The sequence below is a fragment of the Tateyamaria armeniaca genome (assembly GCF_045797845.1).
GTDB classification, from domain to species: domain Bacteria; phylum Pseudomonadota; class Alphaproteobacteria; order Rhodobacterales; family Rhodobacteraceae; genus Tateyamaria; species Tateyamaria armeniaca.
Genome location: NZ_JBHDIY010000002.1, coordinates 2,401,674 through 2,424,254, shown reverse-complemented (window position 1 = coordinate 2,424,254; position 22,581 = coordinate 2,401,674). Strand labels below are relative to the sequence as shown.

The 22,581-nt window shown below is 61.2% G+C and carries 23 protein-coding genes; 15 read left to right on the top strand and 8 right to left on the bottom strand.

Annotated elements, in window-relative coordinates; translation table 11 throughout:
- Positions 1–38 precede the first annotated feature (38 nt).
- A complete protein-coding gene (locus ACERZ8_RS12220; RefSeq protein ID WP_407592459.1) occupies positions 39–899 on the top strand; it encodes a helix-turn-helix domain-containing protein in 861 nt (286 codons plus the stop codon).
- Positions 900–920: 21 nt separating this feature from the next.
- On the opposite strand, the gene ACERZ8_RS12215 is transcribed toward ACERZ8_RS12220, so the two are convergent.
- The 5 genes from ACERZ8_RS12215 to ACERZ8_RS12195 all read right to left on the bottom strand — a co-directional run bounded on the left by ACERZ8_RS12215 (position 921) and on the right by ACERZ8_RS12195 (position 5,759).
- The gene (locus ACERZ8_RS12215; RefSeq protein WP_407592458.1) at positions 921–1,670 is read right to left on the bottom strand and encodes an SDR family oxidoreductase; all 750 of its coding nucleotides are present in this window, start codon (positions 1,668–1,670) and stop codon (positions 921–923) included.
- A complete protein-coding gene (locus tag ACERZ8_RS12210) occupies positions 1,667–3,139 on the bottom strand; it encodes a carnitine 3-dehydrogenase (protein WP_407592457.1) in 1,473 nt (490 codons plus the stop codon). The genes ACERZ8_RS12215 and ACERZ8_RS12210 overlap by 4 nt, the downstream gene beginning before the upstream one ends.
- Positions 3,136–3,585, bottom strand: a complete 450-nt coding sequence (locus ACERZ8_RS12205) for a lipocalin family protein (RefSeq protein WP_407592456.1) — start codon at positions 3,583–3,585, stop codon at positions 3,136–3,138. The genes ACERZ8_RS12210 and ACERZ8_RS12205 overlap by 4 nt, the downstream gene beginning before the upstream one ends.
- Before the next feature lie 83 nt (positions 3,586–3,668).
- Positions 3,669–4,580, bottom strand: coding sequence for a BKACE family enzyme (locus ACERZ8_RS12200; protein WP_407592455.1), 912 nt, complete (start codon positions 4,578–4,580; stop codon positions 3,669–3,671).
- A gap of 111 nt (positions 4,581–4,691) precedes the next feature.
- Positions 4,692–5,759 (bottom strand): aldo/keto reductase, encoded by a 1,068-nt coding sequence (locus tag ACERZ8_RS12195; RefSeq protein ID WP_407592454.1) that lies wholly within the window; start codon positions 5,757–5,759, stop codon positions 4,692–4,694.
- Positions 5,760–5,864: 105 nt separating this feature from the next.
- On the opposite strand from ACERZ8_RS12195, the gene ACERZ8_RS12190 reads away from it, so the two are divergent.
- The 5 genes from ACERZ8_RS12190 to metG all read left to right on the top strand — a co-directional run bounded on the left by ACERZ8_RS12190 (position 5,865) and on the right by metG (position 10,268).
- The gene (locus ACERZ8_RS12190) at positions 5,865–6,317 is read left to right on the top strand and encodes an ImuA family protein (RefSeq protein WP_407592453.1); all 453 of its coding nucleotides are present in this window, start codon (positions 5,865–5,867) and stop codon (positions 6,315–6,317) included.
- Positions 6,302–6,505, top strand: a complete 204-nt coding sequence (locus ACERZ8_RS12185; protein ID WP_407592452.1) for a hypothetical protein — start codon at positions 6,302–6,304, stop codon at positions 6,503–6,505. The genes ACERZ8_RS12190 and ACERZ8_RS12185 overlap by 16 nt, the downstream gene beginning before the upstream one ends.
- A gap of 109 nt (positions 6,506–6,614) precedes the next feature.
- The gene (locus ACERZ8_RS12180) at positions 6,615–7,199 is read left to right on the top strand and encodes a YceI family protein (RefSeq protein WP_407592451.1); all 585 of its coding nucleotides are present in this window, start codon (positions 6,615–6,617) and stop codon (positions 7,197–7,199) included.
- A gap of 59 nt (positions 7,200–7,258) precedes the next feature.
- Positions 7,259–8,482 carry an MFS transporter gene (locus ACERZ8_RS12175; protein ID WP_407592450.1) on the top strand — a complete coding sequence of 408 codons (1,224 nt, stop codon included), beginning with the start codon at positions 7,259–7,261 and terminating at the stop codon, positions 8,480–8,482.
- A gap of 73 nt (positions 8,483–8,555) precedes the next feature.
- Positions 8,556–10,268: a methionine--tRNA ligase gene (gene metG / locus ACERZ8_RS12170; RefSeq protein WP_407592449.1), complete on the top strand. Its 1,713-nt coding sequence runs from the start codon at positions 8,556–8,558 to the stop codon at positions 10,266–10,268.
- Positions 10,269–10,283: 15 nt separating this feature from the next.
- Here metG and ACERZ8_RS12165 read toward each other — a convergent pair whose 3' ends face one another.
- Entirely contained in the window at positions 10,284–12,842 is a 2,559-nt protein-coding gene (locus ACERZ8_RS12165) for a methyl-accepting chemotaxis protein (protein WP_407592448.1), read from the bottom strand.
- A gap of 351 nt (positions 12,843–13,193) precedes the next feature.
- Between ACERZ8_RS12165 and ACERZ8_RS12160 the strand changes: the two genes are divergently transcribed.
- Positions 13,194–13,409: an RSP_7527 family protein gene (locus ACERZ8_RS12160; protein WP_407592447.1), complete on the top strand. Its 216-nt coding sequence runs from the start codon at positions 13,194–13,196 to the stop codon at positions 13,407–13,409.
- 113 nt (positions 13,410–13,522) lie between these two features.
- Positions 13,523–13,741, top strand: a complete 219-nt coding sequence (locus tag ACERZ8_RS12155; RefSeq protein WP_407592446.1) for a DUF1127 domain-containing protein — start codon at positions 13,523–13,525, stop codon at positions 13,739–13,741.
- 74 nt (positions 13,742–13,815) lie between these two features.
- On the opposite strand, the gene ACERZ8_RS12150 is transcribed toward ACERZ8_RS12155, so the two are convergent.
- A complete protein-coding gene (locus ACERZ8_RS12150; RefSeq protein ID WP_407592445.1) occupies positions 13,816–14,334 on the bottom strand; it encodes a J domain-containing protein in 519 nt (172 codons plus the stop codon).
- 305 nt (positions 14,335–14,639) lie between these two features.
- Here ACERZ8_RS12150 and ACERZ8_RS12145 point away from each other — a divergent pair, with 305 nt between their 5' ends.
- Positions 14,640–15,845, top strand: coding sequence for a TCR/Tet family MFS transporter (locus tag ACERZ8_RS12145; RefSeq protein WP_407592444.1), 1,206 nt, complete (start codon positions 14,640–14,642; stop codon positions 15,843–15,845).
- 135 nt (positions 15,846–15,980) lie between these two features.
- Here the strand turns inward: ACERZ8_RS12145 and ACERZ8_RS12140 are convergent, their stop codons facing one another.
- On the bottom strand, positions 15,981–16,568 hold the full coding sequence (locus tag ACERZ8_RS12140; protein ID WP_407592443.1) for a YceI family protein: 588 nt from the start codon (positions 16,566–16,568) through the stop codon (positions 15,981–15,983).
- 129 nt (positions 16,569–16,697) lie between these two features.
- On the opposite strand from ACERZ8_RS12140, the gene ACERZ8_RS12135 reads away from it, so the two are divergent.
- The 6 genes from ACERZ8_RS12135 (at position 16,698) to ACERZ8_RS12110 (ending at position 22,580) form a co-directional block, all read left to right on the top strand.
- The gene (locus ACERZ8_RS12135) at positions 16,698–17,429 is read left to right on the top strand and encodes an endonuclease/exonuclease/phosphatase family protein (protein WP_407592442.1); all 732 of its coding nucleotides are present in this window, start codon (positions 16,698–16,700) and stop codon (positions 17,427–17,429) included.
- A 91-nt stretch (positions 17,430–17,520) separates the two neighbouring features.
- Entirely contained in the window at positions 17,521–18,243 is a 723-nt protein-coding gene (locus tag ACERZ8_RS12130) for a CDP-alcohol phosphatidyltransferase family protein (RefSeq protein WP_407592441.1), read from the top strand.
- Positions 18,240–19,853 carry an alkaline phosphatase family protein gene (locus ACERZ8_RS12125; RefSeq protein ID WP_407592440.1) on the top strand — a complete coding sequence of 538 codons (1,614 nt, stop codon included), beginning with the start codon at positions 18,240–18,242 and terminating at the stop codon, positions 19,851–19,853. Before ACERZ8_RS12130 ends, ACERZ8_RS12125 begins: the two co-directional genes overlap by 4 nt.
- Entirely contained in the window at positions 19,850–20,752 is a 903-nt protein-coding gene (locus tag ACERZ8_RS12120) for a lysylphosphatidylglycerol synthase transmembrane domain-containing protein (protein ID WP_407592439.1), read from the top strand. Before ACERZ8_RS12125 ends, ACERZ8_RS12120 begins: the two co-directional genes overlap by 4 nt.
- Complete coding sequence (locus tag ACERZ8_RS12115) at positions 20,749–21,738, top strand: ABC transporter substrate-binding protein (protein WP_407592438.1); 990 nt, start codon at positions 20,749–20,751, stop codon at positions 21,736–21,738. Before ACERZ8_RS12120 ends, ACERZ8_RS12115 begins: the two co-directional genes overlap by 4 nt.
- Complete coding sequence (locus ACERZ8_RS12110; protein ID WP_407592437.1) at positions 21,735–22,580, top strand: ABC transporter ATP-binding protein; 846 nt, start codon at positions 21,735–21,737, stop codon at positions 22,578–22,580. The genes ACERZ8_RS12115 and ACERZ8_RS12110 overlap by 4 nt, the downstream gene beginning before the upstream one ends.
- The last annotated feature ends 1 nt before the right edge of the window (position 22,581 follow it).

The following is a 22,581-nucleotide window of genomic DNA, read 5'->3' as shown; positions in this document are numbered from 1 at the left end:
TGTTAACAAAATCCGCGTTATGTGACAAAGATCACATTATGAGTGATATGATCGACAAGCGCGACCGATCTGACCGGTTTCGCCGCCGCCTTGAACGGGCCATGCAGACCGCGGGCATGAACCAAAGCGCACTGGCGCGCCAGATCGGAGCGGACCGCTCCACGATTTCGCAGGCGCTGACCGGGGATGGCGCGCGACTGCCCGGCGCGCATGTGGTTGGGGCCTGCGCTCAGGCGCTCGGGGTCTCATCGGACTGGTTGCTGGGTCTGTCTGATCGTCCGGAAAGTGCCGCGGCCCTCACGGCCGCCGCCCTGACCCTCACCCACGCCCCGCGCGCGCTGGTCGATGAACGCATCTTTGGCTGGCACAAAGAGGCCGCGGGGTACAAAATCCGCCATGTCCCCGCAGGCCTGCCCGACATGCTCAAAACCCAAGAGATGCTGGAATGGGAATACCGGCCCCATCTGGGGCGCACCACGGCACAGGCGATCAACGCCTCGCGGGACCGACTGGACTGGATGCGGGCGGCACGGTCAGACTATGAGATCGCCATGCCACTTGACGAGGTACACAGCTTTGCTGCCGGAACGGGCTATTATGAAGGTCTTCCAACCGAGACCCGCAAAGGGCAACTCGACCACTTTCAGGACCTCGCCACGCAGCTTTACCCGCGCCTGCGGCTCTACCTTTTCGATGCACGCCAGCTTTACTCGGCACCCATCACCGTGTTCGGCCCCCTGCTCGCCGTGCTTTATACCGGCGGGCATTACATGGCGTTTCGTGACCGGGAACGGATCGAAACCCTGTCGCTGCATTTTGATGAGCTGGTGCGTCAGGCGGCGTTCACCGCCCGGGACGTGCCGGACCATCTGGACAGCCTGCGCGCCTTGATTACGTGATTTTTGCGGGCATCAGCGCGCTCACAGCTTAGGGTCCGGATTTTCCGTGTGCCCATCCACGGCAATCACCTGCCCCGACACGCGGCGCGCTGCGTCCGAGGCCAGAAAAACTGCCATGTCCGCGATGTCACGCGCCTCTACGAACGACCGCATCGAGGTGCTGGCAGCATAGCCCTCATAGACCTGATCGCGCGTCATTCCCTTGGCGGCGGCCTCGCGTGCCAGCACACCTTCCATGCGCTCCCCCTCCACTGCGCCCGGACAAATCGCGTTGGCGCGCACGCCGAACGGGCCAGCCTCCATCGCGACAGTTTTCATAAGGCCGATGATCGCCCATTTTGCAGCGGCGTAGGGCGCGCGGTTGGGATAGCCAAAGATGCCTGCCGTGGACGAGGTAAAGATGACGGAGCCGCGTTTGACCGCCTTCATCGGGCCAAGCCCATGTTTTACAGCCAGAAAAGCGCCCTCAAGGTTGACCGACACACATGTGCGCCAGTCCGTCAGATCGACATCTTCGACCATGGCGGTTGGCCCGGCGATCCCTGCATTGGCGCACAGAACGTCGAGGGTTCCGACCTCGGCCATGATCTCGGCCACCCGCGCCTCGTCCGCTGCGTCGCAGTGGCGGGCGATGATGGTTTCGGGCAACGCCTCAAGCGCTGCTGCGTCCACGTCGGTGACCCAGACTTCGTCCCCGGCCATCACAAATGCCTGCGCCATCGCCAGACCGATGCCGGATGCACCTGCGGTGATCAGAACCCGGCGGCTCATGGGCGTTGGCCAACTGCGCGCCCCGCACCGTCTGGCGCTGGCAATGCGGCATGTGCCGATGCAATTCGCGTGAGGGCAGCCACAATCCCAGCAGACGGTTCAGACGGGCGGCGCGTCTCAAGGCTGACATGGAGCAGGAAATGCTCGCCTGTGGCCAAGAGGCGCGTGCCCTCGTACATCTCGTGAAACAGGTGCATCTTCTTGCCCGCCCCTGCCAGCACTTGCGTGCGCACCTCGATGACAGCGCCTGCGTGCACCTCGTCCACATGGCGGATATGCGTCTCGGCGGTGAAATAGCTGCCGCCCGTCGCGATATAGTCCGCATCACAGCCAATCAGGGCCATGAACCGGTCGGTCGCATCGCCAAAGGCCTGCAAATACCGCGCCTCGTTCATGTGCCCGTTATAGTCGGTCCAATCGAGTGGCACGGCGCGGCGCACAGTCAGGATAGGCTCCGATACATCGTCCAGATCATCCGCGTGAGCGGCCAGCACCGTGCCCGCGCGCAGTGACGCCTCATGGGCATTCATCACCGCGCCCGCACCCCAATCATTGGCTTTCAAGCTACGCATCATGCCCACCAGATTGTCATCGCGCGCCTTCAGCATGTCGGCGATGCTCATGTGACCGGACTGTGCATCCGACTGCCCGGCGATCAGATCAACCAGTTCATCCGTGAATTCTGGCACATCCATCAGCTTGGTCCATGGCCACTGCAGCGCAGGCCCAAACTGCGCCATGAAATGCCGCATCCCCGCCTCGCCCCCGGCGGTGCGGTACGTGTCAAACAGACCCATCTGCGCCCAGCGGATGCCGAACCCCATGCGGATGGCTTCGTCGATCTCCTCGGTGGTGGCCACCCCGTCCTTGACCAGCCACAACGCCTCGCGCCACACCGCCTCCAGGAAGCGGTCCGCGATGTGGGCGTCGATCTCCTTGCGCACACGCAGGGGAAAGTGACCGACAGAGCGCAGGATGGTTTCGGCTTTTTCGACCAATGCGAGGTCGGTGGCAGGCGACGGCACCACCTCGATCAGCGGCATCAGGTAGACCGGGTTGAATGGGTGGCACACCATGATCTGGCCCGGGCGCGCGGCCCCTTCCTGCAACTCGGACGGTTTGAAACCCGATGTGGACGACCCGATGATCGCATCCGGCGGGCAATGGGCTTGAACAGAGGCGAGTACCTTGTGCTTGATCTCAAGCCGCTCGGGCACACTTTCCTGTATCCAGTCCACGCCCGCCACGGCCTCGGCCATGTCGAAATGAAAGCTCAACGCACCTTCGTCGGGCAAAGCGACATCTGTGAGGCTTGGCAAGGCCCGGCGCGCCTGCGCCAGCACCGGGGCCAGTTTCGCCTCGGCCTCCGGGTCAGGGTCAAACACCCGCACATCCCAGCCATTGAGCAGGAAGCGCGCTGCCCAGCCGCCCCCGATGACGCCACCGCCAATGATTGCTGCTGTTTTCATTTCGCCCTCACCGCCCATTCATCCGTCCGATAGCCATTGAAATCCAGAACCTGCGCCGCCGCAGCAACCTGATCTGCGCGAAACCGCCCGACCCTTGTGGCGATAAACCCAAAGTCACCTTCGGGATTTCCGACCGCAACCGTATGGTGATCCGGATCGGTCCAGACAACCCACAGATCGCGCTGCGTGCCGTCCGCGTAGGTCAGTTGCAAAATGCCGGTCGCACGGGGCGCAATCGTTGCTGTTTGGCCCTGCGCGCGCCACGTCGTGCCAGCGTCGGACACGGTGAAGGCACCCGGGTTCCAGCCGCCACCTGCGTGCGAGTGGACGCGCCAATCCCCATCAAACTTCGACAGCTCAAAGCGTTGGATCGCCCCGATCGGGACCGTCGGATTGCGCAAAAGGGACGGATCGCCGCCAGGGTTCGCACCATTCGTACACGCCATGAGCGCGAGGGCAAAAAGTGCAGATGCCCCAAGGTGTTGTATGCGCCGTGCGCAAAGGCTGCGTGCGCCGAGCGTTACCGTTTTCACGCCTTTGGCGCCCGTTTGACCAGCCCCAGCTTTTGGCGCACGGCGTCCGGGCCGATCACCGTTGCACCCATGTTTTTGATGATGGTCACGGCGCGTTCGACCAGTTGCCAGTTCTGAGCCAATTCGCCCTTGCCAAGCCACAGGTTGTCCTCAAGCCCCACACGCACATTGCCCCCTGCCAGCACGGCAGCCGCAACATAGGCCATCTGATTGCGCCCCAGACCGAAAGCAGAAAAGGTCCAATCCTCGGGCACGTTATTGACCATTGCCATGAAGGTGTTGAGGTCATCGGGCGCGCCCCACGGCACCCCCATGCACAGTTGCACCAGTGCAGGCGCATCCAGAACGCCGTCCTTGACCAGTTGTTTGGCATACCACAGATGGCCTGTGTCGAACGCCTCGATCTCGGGCTTGACCCCCAGCGCGGTCATCATCGACCCCATCGCCGTCAACATGCCTGGCGTGTTGGTCATCACATAGTCTGCTTCGGCAAAGTTCATCGTACCGCAATCCAGCGTGCAGATTTCCGGCAGACATTCGGCGACATGCTGCACGCGCTCGGCAGCTCCGATCATGTCAGTGCCCGCGATGGGCGGCATCGGCGCTTCGGTCGGGCCAAAGACGATATCGCCACCCATCCCGGCCGTGAGATTGAGCACAACGTCCACTTCGGCTTCGCGAATGCGCTCCGTCACCTCGCGGTAATAGGCAAGATCGCGGCTCGGCACGCCGGTGTCGGGATCGCGCACATGGCAATGAACAATCGCCGCGCCTGCCTTGGCCGCGGCGATGGCGCTTTCGGCGATCTGCGCCGGAGAGCGCGGCACATGCGGGCTGCGATCTTGCGTGCCACCAGAGCCGGTGACGGCACAGGTGATGAAGACTTCGCGGTTCATGGAAAGAGGCATCAGCGTCATCCTTTGCGTGTTTTGCCCACTGTTGCGATCCGGGGCGTGTCTGCCATCCCAAAAACGTCTTGCAACGCTTAAAAACCGCAGTTTTGCGGCGCGGCCCCTTGATCAATACGGCATCGGATGGGCGCGATGGGCCACGTCGATCTCGTCAAGGACCTCGTCACTGAGGGTCACGTCGGCGGCGCCCAGCGCCACTTCAAGTTGATCGACGCTGGTTGCGCCAAAGATCACCGAACACATGAAAGGCCGGGTCATGCACCAGGCCAGCGCCATCTGCGTCGGGTCCAGTCCGTGCCGCGACGCAATATCAAGGTAGGCATCCACAGCGGCAAAAACGCGATCCGTCTTGCGCCCGCCCAGATCGGAATTCAGCGACATCCGGGAACCTTCTGGCACAGCCTCGTTCTGGTACTTGCCGGTCAGCAAACCAGCGGCGAGCGGGGAAAAGGCAAGCAGGCCAACGTCTTCATAAACGCTCGTCTCGGACATGTCGGTGTCATAGAGGCGGCACAGCAGCGAATACTCGTTCTGCATCGTCGCGACGCGCGGCCCGCCTGTACGCTCGGCCGCCGCCAGCCACTGGCAGGTGCCCCACGCGCTTTCGTTGGACAGGCCAAAGGCGCGGATCGTGCCGCGATCCACCTCGCGCTGCAACGCGCCAAGGCAATCATCCATGTTCTGGCGAACCTCGGCGGGGTCAGAGCCCGTCGGATCATAACTCCAGTTCTTGCGGAACATATAGCTGCCGCGATTGGGCCAGTGAAACTGGTAGAGATCGATGTAATCGGTCTGCAATCGCCGCAACGAGCCCTCGATTGTTTCGGGAATCGTTTCGGACGAAATTGGCGCGCCGCCGCGCACGTATTGCATACCCTCGCCGGAATGCTTGGTGGCCAGAAACATGTCCTTGCGCGCGCCGCCCCGCTCAAACCAAAGCCCTATGATACGTTCGGTACGCCCGATGGTTTCGGCGCTGACAGGGTTCACGGGATACATCTCTGCGGTGTCGACAAAGTCGATCCCGGCCTCAAGCGCGCGTTCGATCTGGGCGTGCCCTTCTTCGGCGTTGTTCTGCGTGCCCCACGTCATCGAGCCAAGGCACAGCGCTGACACCTCGATATCGGTTCGCCCCAGTTTGCGTCGCTCCACGGCCCTGTCCTTTCCCGTTCGCATCGGGTGCGACCCTAGCGGTCAGGCCGGGACGGGCAAGCGAATTTTCTGCTCTGTGTGAATGGATGAAGTGTTGAGAACGAATGCAGAACATGTATGGTGTAGGCCATGCCTGTAAACCACCCCCTTCTGCACCGTGGCCCGGTGCGCGATACACCCTGCCTGCCCATACTCGCACAGGGCGAACAGCATGGGCTGGGCCGTGGGCTGGCGCTGGGTCGGGTGCACGAGGCGTGCGGGTCTGCGCGTCACCGTCTGGCCCTTTGGCTGGCAGCACAAAGCACGGGGCCGGTGATCTGGATTGCCCCGGACTGGAGCGCGGATCGCCTGAACCCCTGCGGGATGATGCCGTTCATCGACCCTGCCCGCCTGATCCTCGTGCATCCCAAACGGGCCGAGGATGTGTTGTGGAGCATGGAGGAAGTGCTGCGCGCAGGTGCGGTCCCGCTTGCGGTGGCCGATCTGCCGGGACTGCCCGGCCTTACGGCGGTGCGGCGGATGCATCTGGCTGCGGAAACCGGGGGCAAGGCGCGCGGGCGCGCACCTTGGGTCTGCTGCTGACCCCCGGCATGGGCGGGGCACAAGGCGTGGAAAGCCGCTGGCATCTGGCCCCGGATCACAAAGGCACCCCGGGAACGTGGGCTCTGACCCGGCTGAGGGCGCGCACAGCACCCGAGCAGGCCTGGCAGGTCGCCCGCGTGCCCGGTCAGCCCCTGCCCCATGTCACACACCGCATAAAAGCGGCCTGACGACACAGGAAACACACGACTGCGCCTCAATTCTGTGCCAGACTTCACACAATAATAAGAACCTTGGCGATACCAATGATCAGGGTTCAACAGCAGACCGAGGCAGAACATGAAGCGCAGAACCGTACTGGCCGGTGCCCTCGCGGCGCTGGTGTTACCGACGCCTGGCATCGCACGCCCCTATGTTCTGGGGCCCGAAGGGGCAACAATCAGCTACATCTTCCAACTCGGCGGCACCCCGGTCAAAGGCACCGTACCGATCCAGCGTGCCAACCTTTCTATTGTTGCCAATGATCTAGCCGCCTCCACCGCGGACGTGACTGCGGATGTCAGGCGCGCACGCACCGGGCTTTTGCTGGCCACAGAGGCGCTCAAATCCCCAAGCGTTCTGGCAGCGGCACATTTTCCGCTCGCCCGCTTTCAATCCACCAAGGTCACCCTTGGGCCGACAGGCCAGATGTCTGATGGGGCCACGCTGGACGGGTTGCTGACACTGCGCGGCGTCACACGCAGCGTTCGTTTCAATGCGCAGCTCTTTCGCAAATCCGGCAGCGCACAGGACGACCTGAACCGTCTGACCGTGATCCTGACAGGCAGCGTCAACCGGCGTGACTACGGTGCGCGGGGCTACGGCAACCTGGTGGACGACACCGTCCAGATCGAAATCAAGGCGCAGATCGAAACGACACTGTAAATCCGCCAAGTGTCGGAAACAGGCATGGGCCTAAGGCGCATTTGGATCAGGGTTCGCATATGCGCATGCTCATTTCCTTTGCCGCTCTTTTTCTGTCCGTCATCCTGTTACAACTCAGTTCGGGGTCTCTGGGGCCACTGGATGCGCTGTCTGGTTTTGCGCTGGGGTTCAGCACGCAGGATATCGGGATTTTGGGGTCGGCCCATTTCCTTGGTTTTTTCATAGGATGCTGGTGGGCGCCGCGTTTGATGGGCAGCGTGGGGCATTCACGCGCTTTTGCGGCCTTCACCGCGACCGGCGCCATCGCATTGATCGCGCATATGCTGATCCTCGATCCAACGGCATGGGCGGTGATGCGGATTGCATCCGGCATGTGTGTGGCAGGATGCTACACCGTGATCGAGGCGTGGTTGCAGGCCAAGGTCACAAACGAGACGCGCGGGCGCGCCATGGGTGTCTACCGCGTCGTGGACATGGGGGCGTCGCTGACCGCTCAACTGGTGATCAGCGTGCTCGAACCGGCAAGCTATGTCAGCTACAACATCCTCGCCATTGTCTGCTGCGCCGCATTGTTGCCACTGACGCTGACAAAGGTGAAACAACCCGAAACGCCCGCCTCCCCAAGGCTCAGACCCCGCCTTGCCTTTGACCGCTCGCCCCTTGCGGCTGCCGCGGTGATCGTCGCCGCCCTTTCCAGCGCATCCTTTCGGATGGTTGGACCGATCTATGGGCAAGAAGTCGGTCTGAGCACGCAGCAGATCGCGTGGTTTCTGGCGTCTTTCGTTCTGGGCGGAGCGATGGCGCAGTATCCGGTGGGCTGGCTGGCCGACAAATACGACCGGCGCTGGGTGCTGATCTGGCTGTCGGGCGCGGCCATGGCCAGTTGCGGGATAACGGTGCTGGCCTCGGGTCTGGGCACAGCCGGGATCATGCTGACGGCGGGCCTGTTTGGGCTGACCACCTTCCCCATCTATTCAGTCGCCGCCGCCCATGCCCACGACTTCGCCGACGCATCCGAGCGGGTCGAACTGTCGGCGGCATTGATGTTCTATTTCGCAGTCGGCGCGATTGCGGCCCCCTTCACCGCCTCTGCCCTGATCGACGCTTATGGCCCGCCAGCCCTGTTCGCAATGATCTCGGTCGGGCACGGGCTGCTCATCCTGTTTGGGCTGGCGCGGATGCGGGCACGCGCCACACCCAAAGCGCGCACGCGCTACATCTATTCGCCGCGCACGTCTTTCCTGGTCGGGCGGTTGACCGGGCGCAGTCGCGACCGGGAATAAGCGTCGCGACGCGGGGCCTTTTCCCGACCGCGCGGCACTGCTAGACGGGGCCAACCATGCAAAGGCCCCAGTAATGCAGCGTCACCTCATCACCTCTGCCATTCCCTATATCAACGGGATCAAGCACCTCGGCAATCTGATTGGCAGTCAGTTGCCCGCCGACCTTTATGCCCGTTATCAACGCGCGCGCGGCAACGAAGTTCTGTTCCTGTGCGCCACAGACGAACACGGCACCCCTGCCGAACTGGCCGCTGCAAAAGCAGGCAAACCGGTGGACAAATACTGCGCGGAAATGCACCAGATTCAGGCCGAAATCGCAAAAGGGTTCGGCCTGTCCTTCGATCACTTTGGCCGCTCATCCTCACCGCAGAACCATGCACTGACCCAGCATTTTGCCGGGCGGCTGGCCGATGCCGGGCTGATCCGCGAAGTGTCTGAAAAGCAGGTCTATTCCAATGCCGATGGGCGCTATTTGCCCGATCGCTATATCGAAGGAACCTGCCCAAACTGCGGGTATGACCGGGCACGCGGTGATCAGTGCGAAAACTGCACCAAGCAGCTTGATCCGACCGATCTGATCGATCCGCGTTCCGCGATTTCGGGATCGACCGATCTTGAAGTGCGCGAGACCAAGCATCTGTACCTGCGCCAATCCGCACTCAAGGACGATCTCGATGCCTGGATCGACAGCAAAACCGACTGGCCGCTGCTGACCACATCCATCGCGAAAAAGTGGTTGCATGACGGTGATGGCCTGCAAGACCGCGGCATCACCCGCGATCTTGACTGGGGCATCCCAGTGCGGCGCGGCGATGCGGACTGGCCGGGCATGGAGGGCAAGGTGTTCTATGTCTGGTTCGACGCGCCCATCGAATACATCGCCTGCGCGGGCGAATGGTCCGAAGCGAACGACGACGCGGATTGGGAACGCTGGTGGCGCACGGACAAGGGTGCGGACGACGTCCGCTACACCCAGTTCATGGGCAAGGACAACGTACCGTTTCATACTCTCAGCTTTCCGGCCACATTGTTGGGATCTGGCGAGCCCTGGAAAATGGTCGATCATCTCAAATCCTTCAACTACCTGAACTACGACGGTGGCCAATTCTCCACTAGCCAGGGGCGCGGCGTCTTCATGGATCAGGCGCTCGATATTCTGCCCAGCGATTACTGGCGCTGGTGGCTGCTTTCGAATTGTCCCGAAACATCCGATTCCGAATTCACCTGGGATCTGTTTCAGCAAGGGGTGAACAAGGACCTTGCGGACGTTCTGGGGAACTTCGTGAGTCGGGTCACCAAGTTCTGCCGCTCGAAATTTGGCGAAGCCGTGCCGGGTGGCGCCGAATATGGACCGCGCGAAATTGCTCTGATTGCTGACCTTGATGCGCGCATGGCCCGCTATTGCGCCCAGATGGATGCGATGGAGGTGCGCAAATCGGCACAGGAATTGCGCGCGATCTGGGTGGCTGGCAATGAATACCTGCAGTCTTCCGCGCCTTGGACGACCATCAAAGAGGACGAGGCGCAGGCCGCCATGCAAATCCGCATGGGGTTGAACCTGATCGCTCTTTACGCGGCACTGTCGGCCCCGTTTATTCCAGGCGCATCCGCGGCCATGCAATCCGCGCTGGGTCTGGAAGTGGTGGATTGGCCACAAGACGCGCAATCAGCCCTCACGCTGTTGCCGCCGGGCCATGCGTTTTCTGTGCCTGAGAACCTGTTTGCAAAAATCACCGACGAGGCACGAGAGGACTGGCAGCAAAGATTTGCAGGCCTGCGGGACTGAACGCCTTTTGCGGAATCAGAACTCCTCCCAACCGGCATCTCCGGTCGCGCTGTCAGGCTCGTACGCCAGCGCAGTGTTTCCGGCCATGACCAGGACGGGCTGCAAAACCTTTGCATTCTCGTCCACGTTTGCCGACGCCTGCAGATGCGAAACGGACGCGTAAGCGTCGCCCAGTTTGAACGTGCCAACAGCGGCCGCCAGCGAATCCGCCTCAGCCGTCAGCGCATGGCTCGCGGCTGTTGTTTCTTCAAACATCGCGGCATTTTGCTGTGTCACATGGTCCAATTCGTTGACCGCAACGTTGATCTCGTTCAGTCCCGCGGATTGCTCTCGTGCAGAGCTTGCGATTTCGGCAACCCGTTCCGAAATCTCGGACACCGAAGTCACGATGGCCGACAGAGCAGCACCTGTACGGTCAACCAGATCAACACCTTGCTGCACCTGGGACGCGCTGGCTGAAATGAGAGTGTTGATTTCACGGGCTGCATCGGAAGAGCGCTGCGCCAGTGCCCGCACCTCGGTGGCAACAACCGCAAAACCTCGTCCGGCTTCACCTGCACGTGCGGCTTCGACCCCTGCATTGAGGGCAAGCAGGTTGGTTTGGAATGCGATGTCATCGATAACGGATGTGATTTTGGATATCTGCTGTGAGGATGCCTTGATCTCGTCCATGGCCTGAACAGCCTGCCCTGCAACCGCCCCGCCCTGTTCCGCATTCTGTTGCGCATCCGCAGACATTTTGCTGGCGGCATCCGCGCCATCAGCGGCGGATCGCACGGATGTCGTCAATTCATCCAACGCTGCCGCGGTTTCTTCCAAGGTGGCCGCCTGCCGCTCGGTCCGCCGGGAAAGATCATCGGCTGCAGACGTGATTTCCGTGGTTTCGTTCCGGATTGAGCCGACATTCTGCATCACTGAACCAATGGCTTCGCGCAGCGACGTGATGGCAAGATTGAAATCCGCACGCAGTTCGTCGTAGCCGTCGGGAAATGCGTCTGTCAGATCATTTGCAAGATCGCCCTGCGCCAACCGCCGCAGGCTTTCCCCCAATACAGACACGACCACACCCTGTTCCTGCGTAATGCGCGCTTGCCTGTCTCGCGTGGCGCGCATTTCTTCTTCGACTTCGGTGACGTCGGATCCGAGCAGGATAATCCGCTCGACCGTGCCATCCTGTGACCGGACAGGGACGAAGCCGCCTTCGACAACGACTACAGACCCGGCGTCTCCGGCGAAACTGATTTTTTGGGGCAGCGGCGTGCCCGACACCGCAGATGCCACGAGGTTCTCTGCGAAACCGTCATCATGGGCTGTGCTGTGGAGCATGTTCGTGAGCGTCTTGCCAACGAGGTCGCCCGTTTCTGCCGACAGTCGTTGCGCAGCAACCTCGTTCATTGAGAGACAAACACCATCCGTGTCGAATTCCACACGCATTTGCGAGGCATCGATCCCGCAGAGGATTGCCGCATTGCGCTGCTCGACAGTGCAATCGGTCCATTCGATCACGGCCCCGATCCGGCGTGATTTGTGATCATGCGCAGAGTTTATCTGCACCGAGACGTCACGATCACCCACCCGCATCGAAATCTCGCGGCACTCTGCGACAGTGCCTGTTTTGTCTGCCTGTCCCTGCATGTCTTTCAGGGCGGGCAATGTCGCAAGATCAAGGCCGACCCACTCACCGATGGTCGCTTCAGGCCAGACATTGGCCAGGTCAGGCATCAGGCTGTCCAGCAATGCGGCACATTCCGGATTCACGAACCTGATCCGATAGTCTTCGTCCACCATCATCATCGGCGCGGAACTGCCCTCGAATGCGGCACTTTTGAACGCGGCTTCCCGTTGCTGGCTTTGGGCAATCTCCAACCGACTGCGAAATTCCTCCAGCCGGTTTGCAATGGCGCCGATCTCGTCTCCGCGCTGGGTGTGAGGGACGGTCAGGTCAAAGTTCTTGCTGGCAACCTGCCCCATCGCCTCCCCCACCTGATCAAGGGGGCGCGACATCGAATGCCACATGAAAAAGAAATTGCCGATCATGGCGACGATGAACACGAGGGCACTCACCAAAAGCGAGGTTGTGTTTGCATCGTGCAGCGCCTCAAAGGCGTACTGATTGGTCCAACGCGTCAGAACCGCACCGGCCACGGCGTTGTCCTGCCCGAACACAGCTGGCGTTGCGACCGTCAACCCGTCGTCGGATCTGACTTGTTCGCCGGTGTCCATTGCTGCCTGCACCATGGCCAATGCCTCGGCATCCTGCATGTTCGCGCCTTCGGTTTCGTACAAAACGATCCCGGCCAAATTGACGACAAGGCCGCCCGTCATGTCGGGGCGCGCAGACTCGACCACGCCCGACATTGTCGCCGTTACGGCAACGTCATTTCCGAATTTGATGGCACCGCCCGACTGCATCGCCAGCAGATCGGTAACGTCAGAGGCGCGCTCTGTCTTAGCGCTTACCATCAGGTCCCGTTTCGCTTCGCTGTTCATCACCATCTTGGTCACAACCACCGCCAGGGTCATGAGGCCGGCGATCAGGGCCGATTTGACCAGAACACTGTTCAGTTTCGACATTTTGAACCACGAAAGTCCCGAGACACGCATCGCAACACCTATCGTTAAGCCGCGCCGCGCATCGGATTGAGCAGCATCGGTGATGCGTAGTTGCCTAAACCAGCACTCTTACTGCGCCATTAACAGCCCACTTTTTTGGGTTCTCGGAGCTGATCAAAAAGGGCGTGGCTGAGTTGCGCTGCGGCACTGAAGGTTGCCAAATTCATCCTTCACTCTGTCGAGAAAATTGCTCCGGACCCGCCCGTCAAAGCAGATCAGCGACCACGGTTTTGCCGCCCTAATCTTGGCGCGTCCAGCTATGTGCTCAGTGCATGGCGACTATGGTTTGCGTTTGGGAGGCGCAGCGCACAAATGACGGGTGCGGCGATGATGCCGCCCAAAATGAAAGAAGAACCCATGACCACGCAAGTATCCTTCGAAACGCCGAAACAGGCTGATGTCGACAGGTTTATTGCTCAAGCGCATAAGATGCGCAGTGATTTCATGTCGCATCTGTTCAAATCCGGATTTGCACGTCTGCGCGACGTGTTTCCGAAGGGCCGCGGTGTTGGCCAACCCTCGGCATGACCTCGTCACCCTGTCGGCGCGTCCTGAAAATACGGACGACGGCAGGGCTGACACCTATATCCAAACACAGGTGGCGGATCGAAATTCGCCAGTAAAATGAGAGGCATAGCAAAATGACACTCGCACAAATTGTACCGGCACACCCGTTCAGTGCCTTTATTGCGGCAGTGACCAACATGTTCGAACGCGCGGCAGAGCGGCGCCAGACACATGCCGTTTACACCAAGACGCTGAATGAACTGTCTGCCATGTCGAGCCGTGAATTGGCCGATATCGGCGTCCACCGGTCAGAAATCCCGAACATCGCGGCAGCTGCCGCAGGGATGGAATAATCCGTCACAAACAAACACCATGCGCAGTCTCAGGTGATGCGGAGGCTGCGCATTTTACATCCCAAGTCAGCGGTTTAAACGAACCCGAGATCGCTGGATGGTTTGCGCGGTGCAAGTTCGCGCAAGGCTGCCAGAAACTTGTCGCGGGGTGTCACCCCATTACGATGTTTCGATCCGCGAGCGTCTGCCCTCGCAGCGCGCATCTTAGCATCGCGGCGATCAAGTTCAGCGGCGCGGCATCGGGCGTGTTCTTCAAAGATTTCACGTGCTTCCGCTTCATCTTTCCTCTTTTGGGCGGCGCGCTGTCTCGCTTCTCTTTGTTCAGCCTGCGCCTGACGGGCCCTGTTCTGTGCCGCACGGCGCTTTGCACGCGCAGCACAATAGGCGCGCGCATCTTCAGGCGTCCAGGTTGAGATGAGGTCAAAAGCCGCGTTCAGCTCTGCCAGACGGCGGTTCGCTTCGGTCTTGTCATGTTTGACTTGATCCGGGTGATAGACACGCACCATCGCTTTCCATGCAGATCGGATTTGAGATGGATCGGCGTCTGGTGTAACGCCGAGACGGCGAAAGGCGCGTTCGATTTCCGGGGTCACGTCAGGTCCCTTTCATACACTCAAAACTGCGATCCGGTCATGGCCCCCGCACAGACAGATCAACAAATACTAAAATTATGCATAAATGCACTTCAACTTGCGAGGAAGCAGGAGATTAACAATTGGTTAAAATGCACAGGCCGCTTCAGAGAAAGAGAACATGCGCACCGCGCCGACCTGTCTGCCTGATGACAGAACCTGACCACTGTCTGCCTGATGACAGAACCTAACCACTGATTGCCGGAGGCCAAGCAACGGCGCGCTATTTGACTTGCTTTGCCCGATGCGCCGTTCGATAGGGTCTTATGTTCAAAAACCGGGCCATTCTTTTCATTCTGATCACGCTGATGATCGATGCCATCGGGATCGGCATCGTGTTCCCGATCATGCCCGATCTTATGGACCGGGTTGGCGCTGGTGACACCGGTCAGGGCGCGTTCTGGGGCGGGTTGTTGATGGCCGCCTATGCCGGGGCATTGTTCCTGTGTGGTCCCATCGTCGGCAGCATTTCGGACGCGGTTGGACGCAGGCCGATCTTGATCGCTGCCCTTGTCATGTTGGCGCTGGATTACGTGATCATGGCCTTGGCGGACAGTTTCTGGCTGCTGCTCCTCGGGCGCACGCTCGCAGGACTTGCAGGCGCGACCTATATCACCGCAACTGCCTATATTGCCGATATTTCCCCGCCCAAGGAAAAGGCCGCCAACTTTGGTCTGATTGGTGCGGCCTTCGGGATTGGCTTTGTGCTTGGCCCGGCGCTGGGTGGCATTGCGGCCGAAATCAACATCGCCGCACCTTTCTGGATTGCTGCCGCCTTATCTGCCGGCAACGCGCTGTTTGGCTATTTCGTGCTGCCCGAAAGCCTGACCCCGGACAAACGCCGCCCCTTTGGCAAGCGCGACCTCAACCCGTTCAAATCCATCTTTGATGCGTTCCGCCTGCCCGGCCTCGCCGTGCCACTGCTGTGCATCTTCATTTTCGAATTTGCCAACATGGTGTACCCGACGCTCTGGGCCTTCTGGACCCGCGAGGTGTTTGACTGGCCAACCCTCTATATCGGATTGTCACTGGCCGCTTACGGGGTGCTGTTGGCGCTCGTTCAGGGCGGCTTGATGCCTATCTTTATCAGATGGATGGGAGATTTCCGCACCCTGATGCTGGGCATGATCTCGGCCCTGATCGGGATGGTCGGGTTCGGGTTCACCGGGTCGCTTGTTCCGTTGGTGATCTTCCTCATATTGGCCGCATTGTCAGACCTCGTGCCTGCCCTCATGACCGCAATGGCGTCCAATCAGGCGGATGACGACAGGCAGGGCGTCGTGCAGGGCGTTATCGCATCCCTGTCATCCGTGGCGGCGATCCTGTCCCCGCTTGTGATGACCGGGTTGTTTCAGGCCTCCGTTGATGAAGAGGGCCTGTACTTTCCCGGGGCCCCCTTCCTTTTTGCCGCCGTCCTTGTGATTGCGATGATGCCATTGGTGATCCGGTTGCGGGGTCACGCATCGGTCTAGGACCCGGCCATAGGCCGGTCGCAATTAGGTGTGACAGGCAGCTTCAACACTGACCAACAAGCGAGAGCCTCGGGCGCTGCATCAAAATCGCCGATCAAGACCCCTCACCCAACCCTAGACGCAGCCCAAACGGCATCACTCCATCTTCATCGCTTCAGTTTCGATGTTGATCGTCACTTCGTCCCCGACAAGGCCGTTGTCGACCCCATAGGACATGCCGAAATCACTGCGCTGGATCGTGGCGCTCATCGACAGGCCCAGCACCTCGCGCTGATGGCCAAACGGGTATGCGGCGACCTTGTTGAGTGTGACGTCCAGTGTCACGGGCTGCGTCACGCCAAGGATGGTCAGATCACCGGTCACAGTGCCGGTCGTGTCCCCGCTGGGTGTGCCGCCACTGGCGACAAAGGTAATCTCCGGATGCTCTGAGACGTTCAGGAAATCGCGGTTGCGCACATGGCCATCACGCGCCTCGTTGAAGGTATTCACGGATGCGGCACTGATTGTCACAGCAACATCGCTCAGATCCTGCGTGTCCACATCATACATGAAGCTGCCATTGAGATCGGTGAAGATGCCAAGCGTCTTGGCATATCCGATGTGGTCGATGGTGAAGTAGACAGCCGTGTGTTCCGTATCGAGCTCGTAGCGGGCCATGTCGGCCTGCGCGGCAGCGGCAATGCTGTTGAAGAGGGCAGTTGTGGCAATAATGGTGCGCATCATGTCATGTGTCCTGTTCTGTTGTGGTGCGCGGCGGGCTGGCGGGGCAGTGTTTGGCCAACGAGGTCGCGCGGTCTAACTTGGGTACTCGGGCACATAGGGCATCGTGGCAAAAAAGGCAGGTGTAATCGAATGGGCGGGCGGCAGCTGCGATGTGCGACATGGAATGTGCACCGGGCCAAAGGCACGGATGGGCGCATCGACCCCGGGCGCGTCATGACAGCAATTGACGAGGCGCTGACGCCCCTTGATCTGCACGTGCTGGCCTTGCAGGAGGCGGACGAGGAGTGCCGCCCCCATGCCAGCATTTTCGATGTGGCGCAGATCGCAGTGGACACCGGTCTTGACTACATCCACGACCCCACTTTGCGGTGGGGGCCCGACAGCGACGGGTTTCTGGGCACCATCCTGTTCTTGTCGCCCACGCTTGAGCGCACACAGACCGATGTAATCGACCTGCCCGGCCACTGCCATCGCGGAGCAGTGTCGGTCGAAGTGATCCACGACACGCGCCCTGTGCGGATCATGAGCACGCATCTGTCCCTGTTCCAGCCTTTGCGCATCGTGCAGATGCGCATCATCGGCCAATACCTGCGCCGCCGGCCGCCCATGCAGACGGTCCTGCTGGGTGATCTGAACGAATGGCGCCCCTGGGGCGGGATGATGCTGCACCCCGGGCTGGTCGGCACAGCGCTGCGCGGCCCGGTGCGTCGCACTTTTCCAAGCACCCGGCCCGTGCTGCCGCTGGATCGCATCCTCACAAACGCCCCGGGTGAGGTGCGCGACATGCGCACCGTGCACACCGGGCAGGCCGCAATAGCGTCAGACCACTTGCCGCTGGAGGCGATTGTCACAGTTCCGTGACCTGGCTGAATAATCTGGCCGCCCACGTGTTATTCTGAGTGTTCGATCATGTCTGCGGACCTAGGTAACAGGCGAAGTAATGGGAATGCACATGTTTCGCAGCTCACCACATCTTGTCACGCAGACAATCGACACGCGCCCGCCGCTGAGCACGTTCTTTGGTGTGGCGGCCAGTCTTGGACTGACGCTGGCGCTGGCAGCGTTCTATACGCTGGGCGCGGTGACCGTGCCATTGTTGGTGTTTACTGCCACCGTAATGATCGTAGGATACGGTCTGGCGCACAGCTACGAACATTCTCGACTTGGGCTGTGCAATATTGTGACACTGTCCCGTGCGGCGATGGTGGCATTCATCGCGGGCGCTGTACTGGTGCCCGATCGGTCGGTGTGGATTGTGTTTGGGATCGCCGTGCTCGCCTTTGCGCTGGATGGCGTCGACGGGTGGCTGGCGCGGCGCACGGGCCTTGTGTCCGACTTTGGTGCGCGATTCGATATGGAGGTCGATGCGGGCCTCGGCGCTGTCATTTCCCTGTGGCTTCTGGCGGGTGGCATTGCAGGTCCGGAAATCCTGATCCTTGGCTTTATGCGCTACGCGTTTGTCGCTGCTTCCTATCTGTGGCCCGCATTGCAAGCGCCTTTGCCCCATTCGCTCCGCCGCAAGGTGATCTGTGTGGTTCAGATCGCCGCCCTGATCATTCTGATGTGCCCGCTAACACCGCAGGCCGTCCTTTTGCCCATCGGTGCTCTTGCGGCAGTGCTGCTGAGCGGATCGTTCCTGACCGACATCCTCTGGCTGGCAAGGCGCGCAGGATGAGACGTGTGGCCATGCTGATCCTTGCGGCGGCTGTCATCTTTGCCGTTCTGGTCCTCCCCAACCATCCCGGCACGATGAAATGGAGTGCGCTCAATCGCTGGCCCTTGGAATTGCCCGTACTGTTGCTGGGCATGGTGGCTGTCGGGCGGCGGTTTGGGATCACGTATGCCGTTGCGCTGCTGCTTGTGGTCGCCGTGGTGATCAAAGTCGCCGACTATGCGATGTTCAGCGCCTTCAACCGGACGTTCAATCCGATCCTCGACACCTTTCTGATCGGCGCGGGCCTGTCGCTGTTGCGCGACAGCATTGGTGGCGTGCTGACGGTGCCGAGTGTGGTTGGCATCGCGGCAGCGCTGATTGCGTTGTTCATCATCCTTGAACGCAGCTTGCGCACATGGGCAGCGCTTGGACCTTCCCTGCCCTTGCGCGTCACTGCGGCTGCGTGCGCGCTGCTGGGTGCAGGTTGGGCGGCGGCGGATGCGGGGCATCACCTCGACTACTGGCGCTTTGACAAAAGCCCGCCGGGCACCGCGTGGACAACCCGCCTGACAGTGAAACGCGGGATCGAAGTGCAGCAGACCGCCACCGAACTCGCCCGCTTTGCGAGGGACGCGCAGAACGACGTCAATGCGGATGCCGACGGCCTTTTGAACGCCCTTCACGGGCGCGACGTGATCCTGATCTGGATCGAAAGCTATGGGCGCGCCAGTTTCGACAATCCGCTTTATGCGCCGACCCATCTGGCAACGCTGAAAAAGGCCGAGGCCGAGATCGCGCAAACGGGCATGGCCATGAAAAGCGGCTGGCTGACCTCGCCCACGTCGGGTGGTCAAAGCTGGCTGGCCCATGGGGCATTTGCGAGCGGGCTGTGGACCTCGGACAATGGGCGCTACAACGCGATGCTGGCGAGCGGGCACAAGTGGCTGTTTCACTTTGCCCAGGAGGCCGGATACCGCACATCCGCGATCATGCCCGCAATCACGGTGGGTTGGCCCGAAAGCCTCGTCATGGGATTTGATCTGGTCATCCCGGCGGCGGACATTCCTTACAAGGGTGACCGGTTTCGCTGGGTGACCATGCCGGATCAGTTTACGCTGGCCACCTACCCGGCATTGCTCCCGCCTGACCCGCGCCCCGATTTCGTGCAGATCGCGCTGATCTCGTCCCATGCGCCGTGGACGCCGATCCCGGACATGGTGCCGTGGCAGGACGTCGGGGATGGTACCATCTTTAACGACATGGCGGCCCGTGGGCCAGCGCCAAAGGCGCTGTGGCGCGACCGGGATGCTGTGCGCGACGCCTACCGCCGCTCGGTCGATTACGTTTTGCGGGCCACGTTTTCACATGTGGCACGGCTTGCAGATGCAGCCCCCCTTGTGATTGTCGCGGGCGATCATCAGGCCGCAGGTTTCGTGGCTGGCAGCGACAATATGGATGTCGCCGTGCACATGATTGGCCCGGCAGAGGTTTTGCAGCGGATCGAGCATTGGGGGTGGAGCGACGGGCTGATCCCGGCACCCGACGGTCCGGTGCGGCGCATGGACAGCTTTCGCAACGCCTTTCTGGATGCGTTCACGGACGCACAGATTTCGCAGGTGGTGGCACGATGAAGGCTTGGGTCAAGGTCAGCGCATCCGCCGGATGCCTCGCCGCCCTGCTGTGGTGGAGCGATACGACTGAAGTGGTGCAGCTTTTGCAGGATGTCGACACCACATGGGTTGCACTGTCGGTGCTGGCCCTCACCATCGCGACGTTTTCGATGGCCAGCCGTTGGAAAATCGCAGCCGCCGCGTTTGACATCCACCTGAGCTTTCCGGTTGCGTTGCGCGAATACTACCTTGCTCAACTGATCAACACTGTCCTCCCGGGCGGTGTTGTAGGCGATGTCACGCGGGCGGTCCGCGCGCGCACCGGGTCCGATCTGACGCGGGCCGCACAATCGGTGATGGCCGAGCGGTTGCTGGGGCAGATCGCCATTCTGGGGGTGATGGGCGCAGGCTTTGCCGTGGCGCTGCTGGTGCCCGGCGGGCCGGAATGGGCTGGTCTTGGCTGGTGGGTCCTTGTGATCCTGATAGGCGGCGCTGCAATCGCGTGGCAGGTGGCAAAGCGTGACACCGCCACCGGTCACTTCACCCGCCTCGTCCTGCGCCTGATGCGCCAACCCGCGATGATCCTGCACGGCGCGATCACAACGGCATCCCTCATCCTCGGCTTTTACGCCTGCGCGCGTGCCACCGGCGTGACCATTCCCATTGAGGCTCTGGCAACGCTGATCCCACTCGTTCTGTGTGCGATGCTGATCCCACTGTCTGTCGGAGGATGGGGCTGGCGCGAAGGGGCGGCGGCAGCGCTTTTTCCGATCATCGGTGCTCCTGCCAGTGCAGGTATCGCGACCGGCATTACATATGGCGTCGTTGTCCTCGTCGCCGCGCTGCCCGCAGTGGCCATCCTGCTCTTTCAGAGCTTTTCCGAAAACCTCTCATCCAAAGGGAAACCAGACATACCATGACACAACCTGCTCATCTCACCCGCCGTTTCTTTCTGCAGACCAGTGGCGCGGGGGTCGCGGCCGCTGCGGCTGGCGTGCCCGCCTTCGGGGCCACATCCGTCAATTTCCAGCTCTCGTGGCTGCATTCTGTGCAGTTCGGCGGCAGCTATATCGCAGCAAACAAGGGGTATTGGAGCGATCAGGGCCTTGACGTCTCGCTGAGCCAAGGGGGTCCAAATGCCCCGGTCGAGCCGCCCGTTGTGTCGGGCACGGCGCTGGTCGGGATATCGGCGGCGGACTATACGGCAGCGGCCGTCGCGCAAGGCGCGCCGTTCAAGATCATCGGGGTGGCCATGCAAAAGAACCCGTTCGCCATCGCCTCGCTTGCTGGCAATCCAGTGAACACACCCGCCGATCTGGTGGGCAAGCGGATTGGCATGGCCGTGGCCAACACGCCTGTGCTGCAGGCGCTGTGCACATTGAACGACGTCGACATCAACGCCATCGACATCGTGCCGACGCAATATGACCCTGCTCCACTGGTCAGCGGGCAGGTGGATTGCCTTTTGTGCTGGGAAACCGACCTGCCGGTGGCAATGACCGTCCAAGGCGTCGACAACACGACGATGCTGATGGCGGATCATGGCTATGCCCTGCATTCGCAGACCTATATCGCGACCCAAGACGCAATCGCCAACCGCCGCGCCGATCTGATCGCGCTGTTGAAGGGCGAGGTGATGGGCTGGAACGACTATCTTGCCGACACGGATGCCGCCGCCGCGCTCACGGTCGAGATGTACCCCGACGCGGGTCTTGATCTGCAGGCGCAGCAATTGCAGGCCGCACGGCAAGTGCCGCTGATGTTCTCTGAGCTGACAAATGACAACGGTTTTGGCTGGTTTACAGACGACACGGTCGCGGCCAATATCGAAACGCTGGCGTTGCTGGGCCGCGATGTGTCCGCAGACCTGTGGGATCGCTCCCTGCTCGAAGAGGTGCATGCTTGAACAAGGCCGCCGCCTTCCAAAGCACCGCAGGTGTGGACATCCACTGCGCCGACGTAACCAAGGCATTTGGCGCAACGGACGTGGTGGCGCCCTTTTCCATGACACTGGCCGCCGGGCAGACCACGGCGCTGGTTGGCCCGTCCGGCTGTGGCAAGTCCACCATTCTGCGCATGATGGCGGGGCTGGATGCGCCGGACAGCGGGACGGTGATGCTAGGGTCTGACCCGCCCGAAACGGTGGCAGGGCGCGGTGGCCTTGCGATGGCCTTTCAGGACCCGTCGCTGCTGCCCTGGCGCAGTGCGCGCGCCAACATCGCCCTGGGTGCGGAGCTGGCGCGCAAATCGGCCAGCGATGTTGATGCCCTGATCGACCTTGTGGGTCTTGGCGGTTTCGGCGATCACCGCCCCGCCGAATTGTCGGGCGGTATGCGCCAGCGTGTCGCGATTGCGCGCAGCCTTGTGTCCGCCCCCGAAGTTCTGTTGCTGGACGAACCGTTTGGCGCGGTCGATGCGATGACGCGCAGGCGGCTGAACGTCGATCTGCCCCCTTGTGGCGGTCGCGCGGGGCGACTGTCGTGCTTGTCACCCATTCGGTCGAAGAGGCCGTACTGTTGTCAGATCGTGTGCTGGTCCTGTCAAAGCGTCCCGCGCGTGTCATTGCCGATCTACAGATTGACCTGCCGGCCCGGCGCGACAACAGCCTTGTACAAACCGCTGAATTCTTGGCCCTGTCACGGGCAGTCTACGCAGCGTTGGAAAAAGGCGCGTGATCGCCATGCGCACCACCTTGTGGATTTGTCTTGTCTTAGCGCTGTGGGAAGGTTTGACACGCGCGCTGGGTGAC

Bases quoted from the DNA above. Each gene is read 5' to 3' on its own strand.
- ACERZ8_RS12120 (WP_407592439.1), top strand. From the start codon at position 19,850: ATGAAGGCTTGGGTCAAGGTCAGCGCATCCGCCGGATGCCTCGCCGCC.
- ACERZ8_RS12220 (WP_407592459.1), top strand. From the start codon at position 39: ATGAGTGATATGATCGACAAGCGCGACCGATCTGACCGGTTTCGCCGC.
- ACERZ8_RS12195 (WP_407592454.1), bottom strand. From the start codon at position 5,759: ATGCGAACGGGAAAGGACAGGGCCGTGGAGCGACGCAAACTGGGGCGA.
- ACERZ8_RS12140 (WP_407592443.1), bottom strand. From the start codon at position 16,568: ATGATGCGCACCATTATTGCCACAACTGCCCTCTTCAACAGCATTGCC.
- ACERZ8_RS12165 (WP_407592448.1), bottom strand. From the start codon at position 12,842: ATGTCGAAACTGAACAGTGTTCTGGTCAAATCGGCCCTGATCGCCGGC.
- ACERZ8_RS12155 (WP_407592446.1), top strand. From the start codon at position 13,523: ATGACACTCGCACAAATTGTACCGGCACACCCGTTCAGTGCCTTTATT.
- ACERZ8_RS12215 (WP_407592458.1), bottom strand. From the start codon at position 1,670: ATGAGCCGCCGGGTTCTGATCACCGCAGGTGCATCCGGCATCGGTCTG.
- ACERZ8_RS12205 (WP_407592456.1), bottom strand. From the start codon at position 3,585: ATGGCGTGTACGAATGGTGCGAACCCTGGCGGCGATCCGTCCCTTTTG.
- metG (WP_407592449.1), top strand. From the start codon at position 8,556: ATGCAGCGTCACCTCATCACCTCTGCCATTCCCTATATCAACGGGATC.
- ACERZ8_RS12130 (WP_407592441.1), top strand. From the start codon at position 17,521: ATGTTTCGCAGCTCACCACATCTTGTCACGCAGACAATCGACACGCGC.
- ACERZ8_RS12145 (WP_407592444.1), top strand. From the start codon at position 14,640: ATGTTCAAAAACCGGGCCATTCTTTTCATTCTGATCACGCTGATGATC.
- ACERZ8_RS12115 (WP_407592438.1), top strand. From the start codon at position 20,749: ATGACACAACCTGCTCATCTCACCCGCCGTTTCTTTCTGCAGACCAGT.
- ACERZ8_RS12125 (WP_407592440.1), top strand. From the start codon at position 18,240: ATGAGACGTGTGGCCATGCTGATCCTTGCGGCGGCTGTCATCTTTGCC.
- ACERZ8_RS12180 (WP_407592451.1), top strand. From the start codon at position 6,615: ATGAAGCGCAGAACCGTACTGGCCGGTGCCCTCGCGGCGCTGGTGTTA.
- ACERZ8_RS12190 (WP_407592453.1), top strand. From the start codon at position 5,865: ATGCCTGTAAACCACCCCCTTCTGCACCGTGGCCCGGTGCGCGATACA.
- ACERZ8_RS12160 (WP_407592447.1), top strand. From the start codon at position 13,194: ATGACGGGTGCGGCGATGATGCCGCCCAAAATGAAAGAAGAACCCATG.
- ACERZ8_RS12200 (WP_407592455.1), bottom strand. From the start codon at position 4,580: ATGCCTCTTTCCATGAACCGCGAAGTCTTCATCACCTGTGCCGTCACC.
- ACERZ8_RS12175 (WP_407592450.1), top strand. From the start codon at position 7,259: ATGCGCATGCTCATTTCCTTTGCCGCTCTTTTTCTGTCCGTCATCCTG.
- ACERZ8_RS12210 (WP_407592457.1), bottom strand. From the start codon at position 3,139: ATGAAAACAGCAGCAATCATTGGCGGTGGCGTCATCGGGGGCGGCTGG.
- ACERZ8_RS12135 (WP_407592442.1), top strand. From the start codon at position 16,698: ATGGGCGGGCGGCAGCTGCGATGTGCGACATGGAATGTGCACCGGGCC.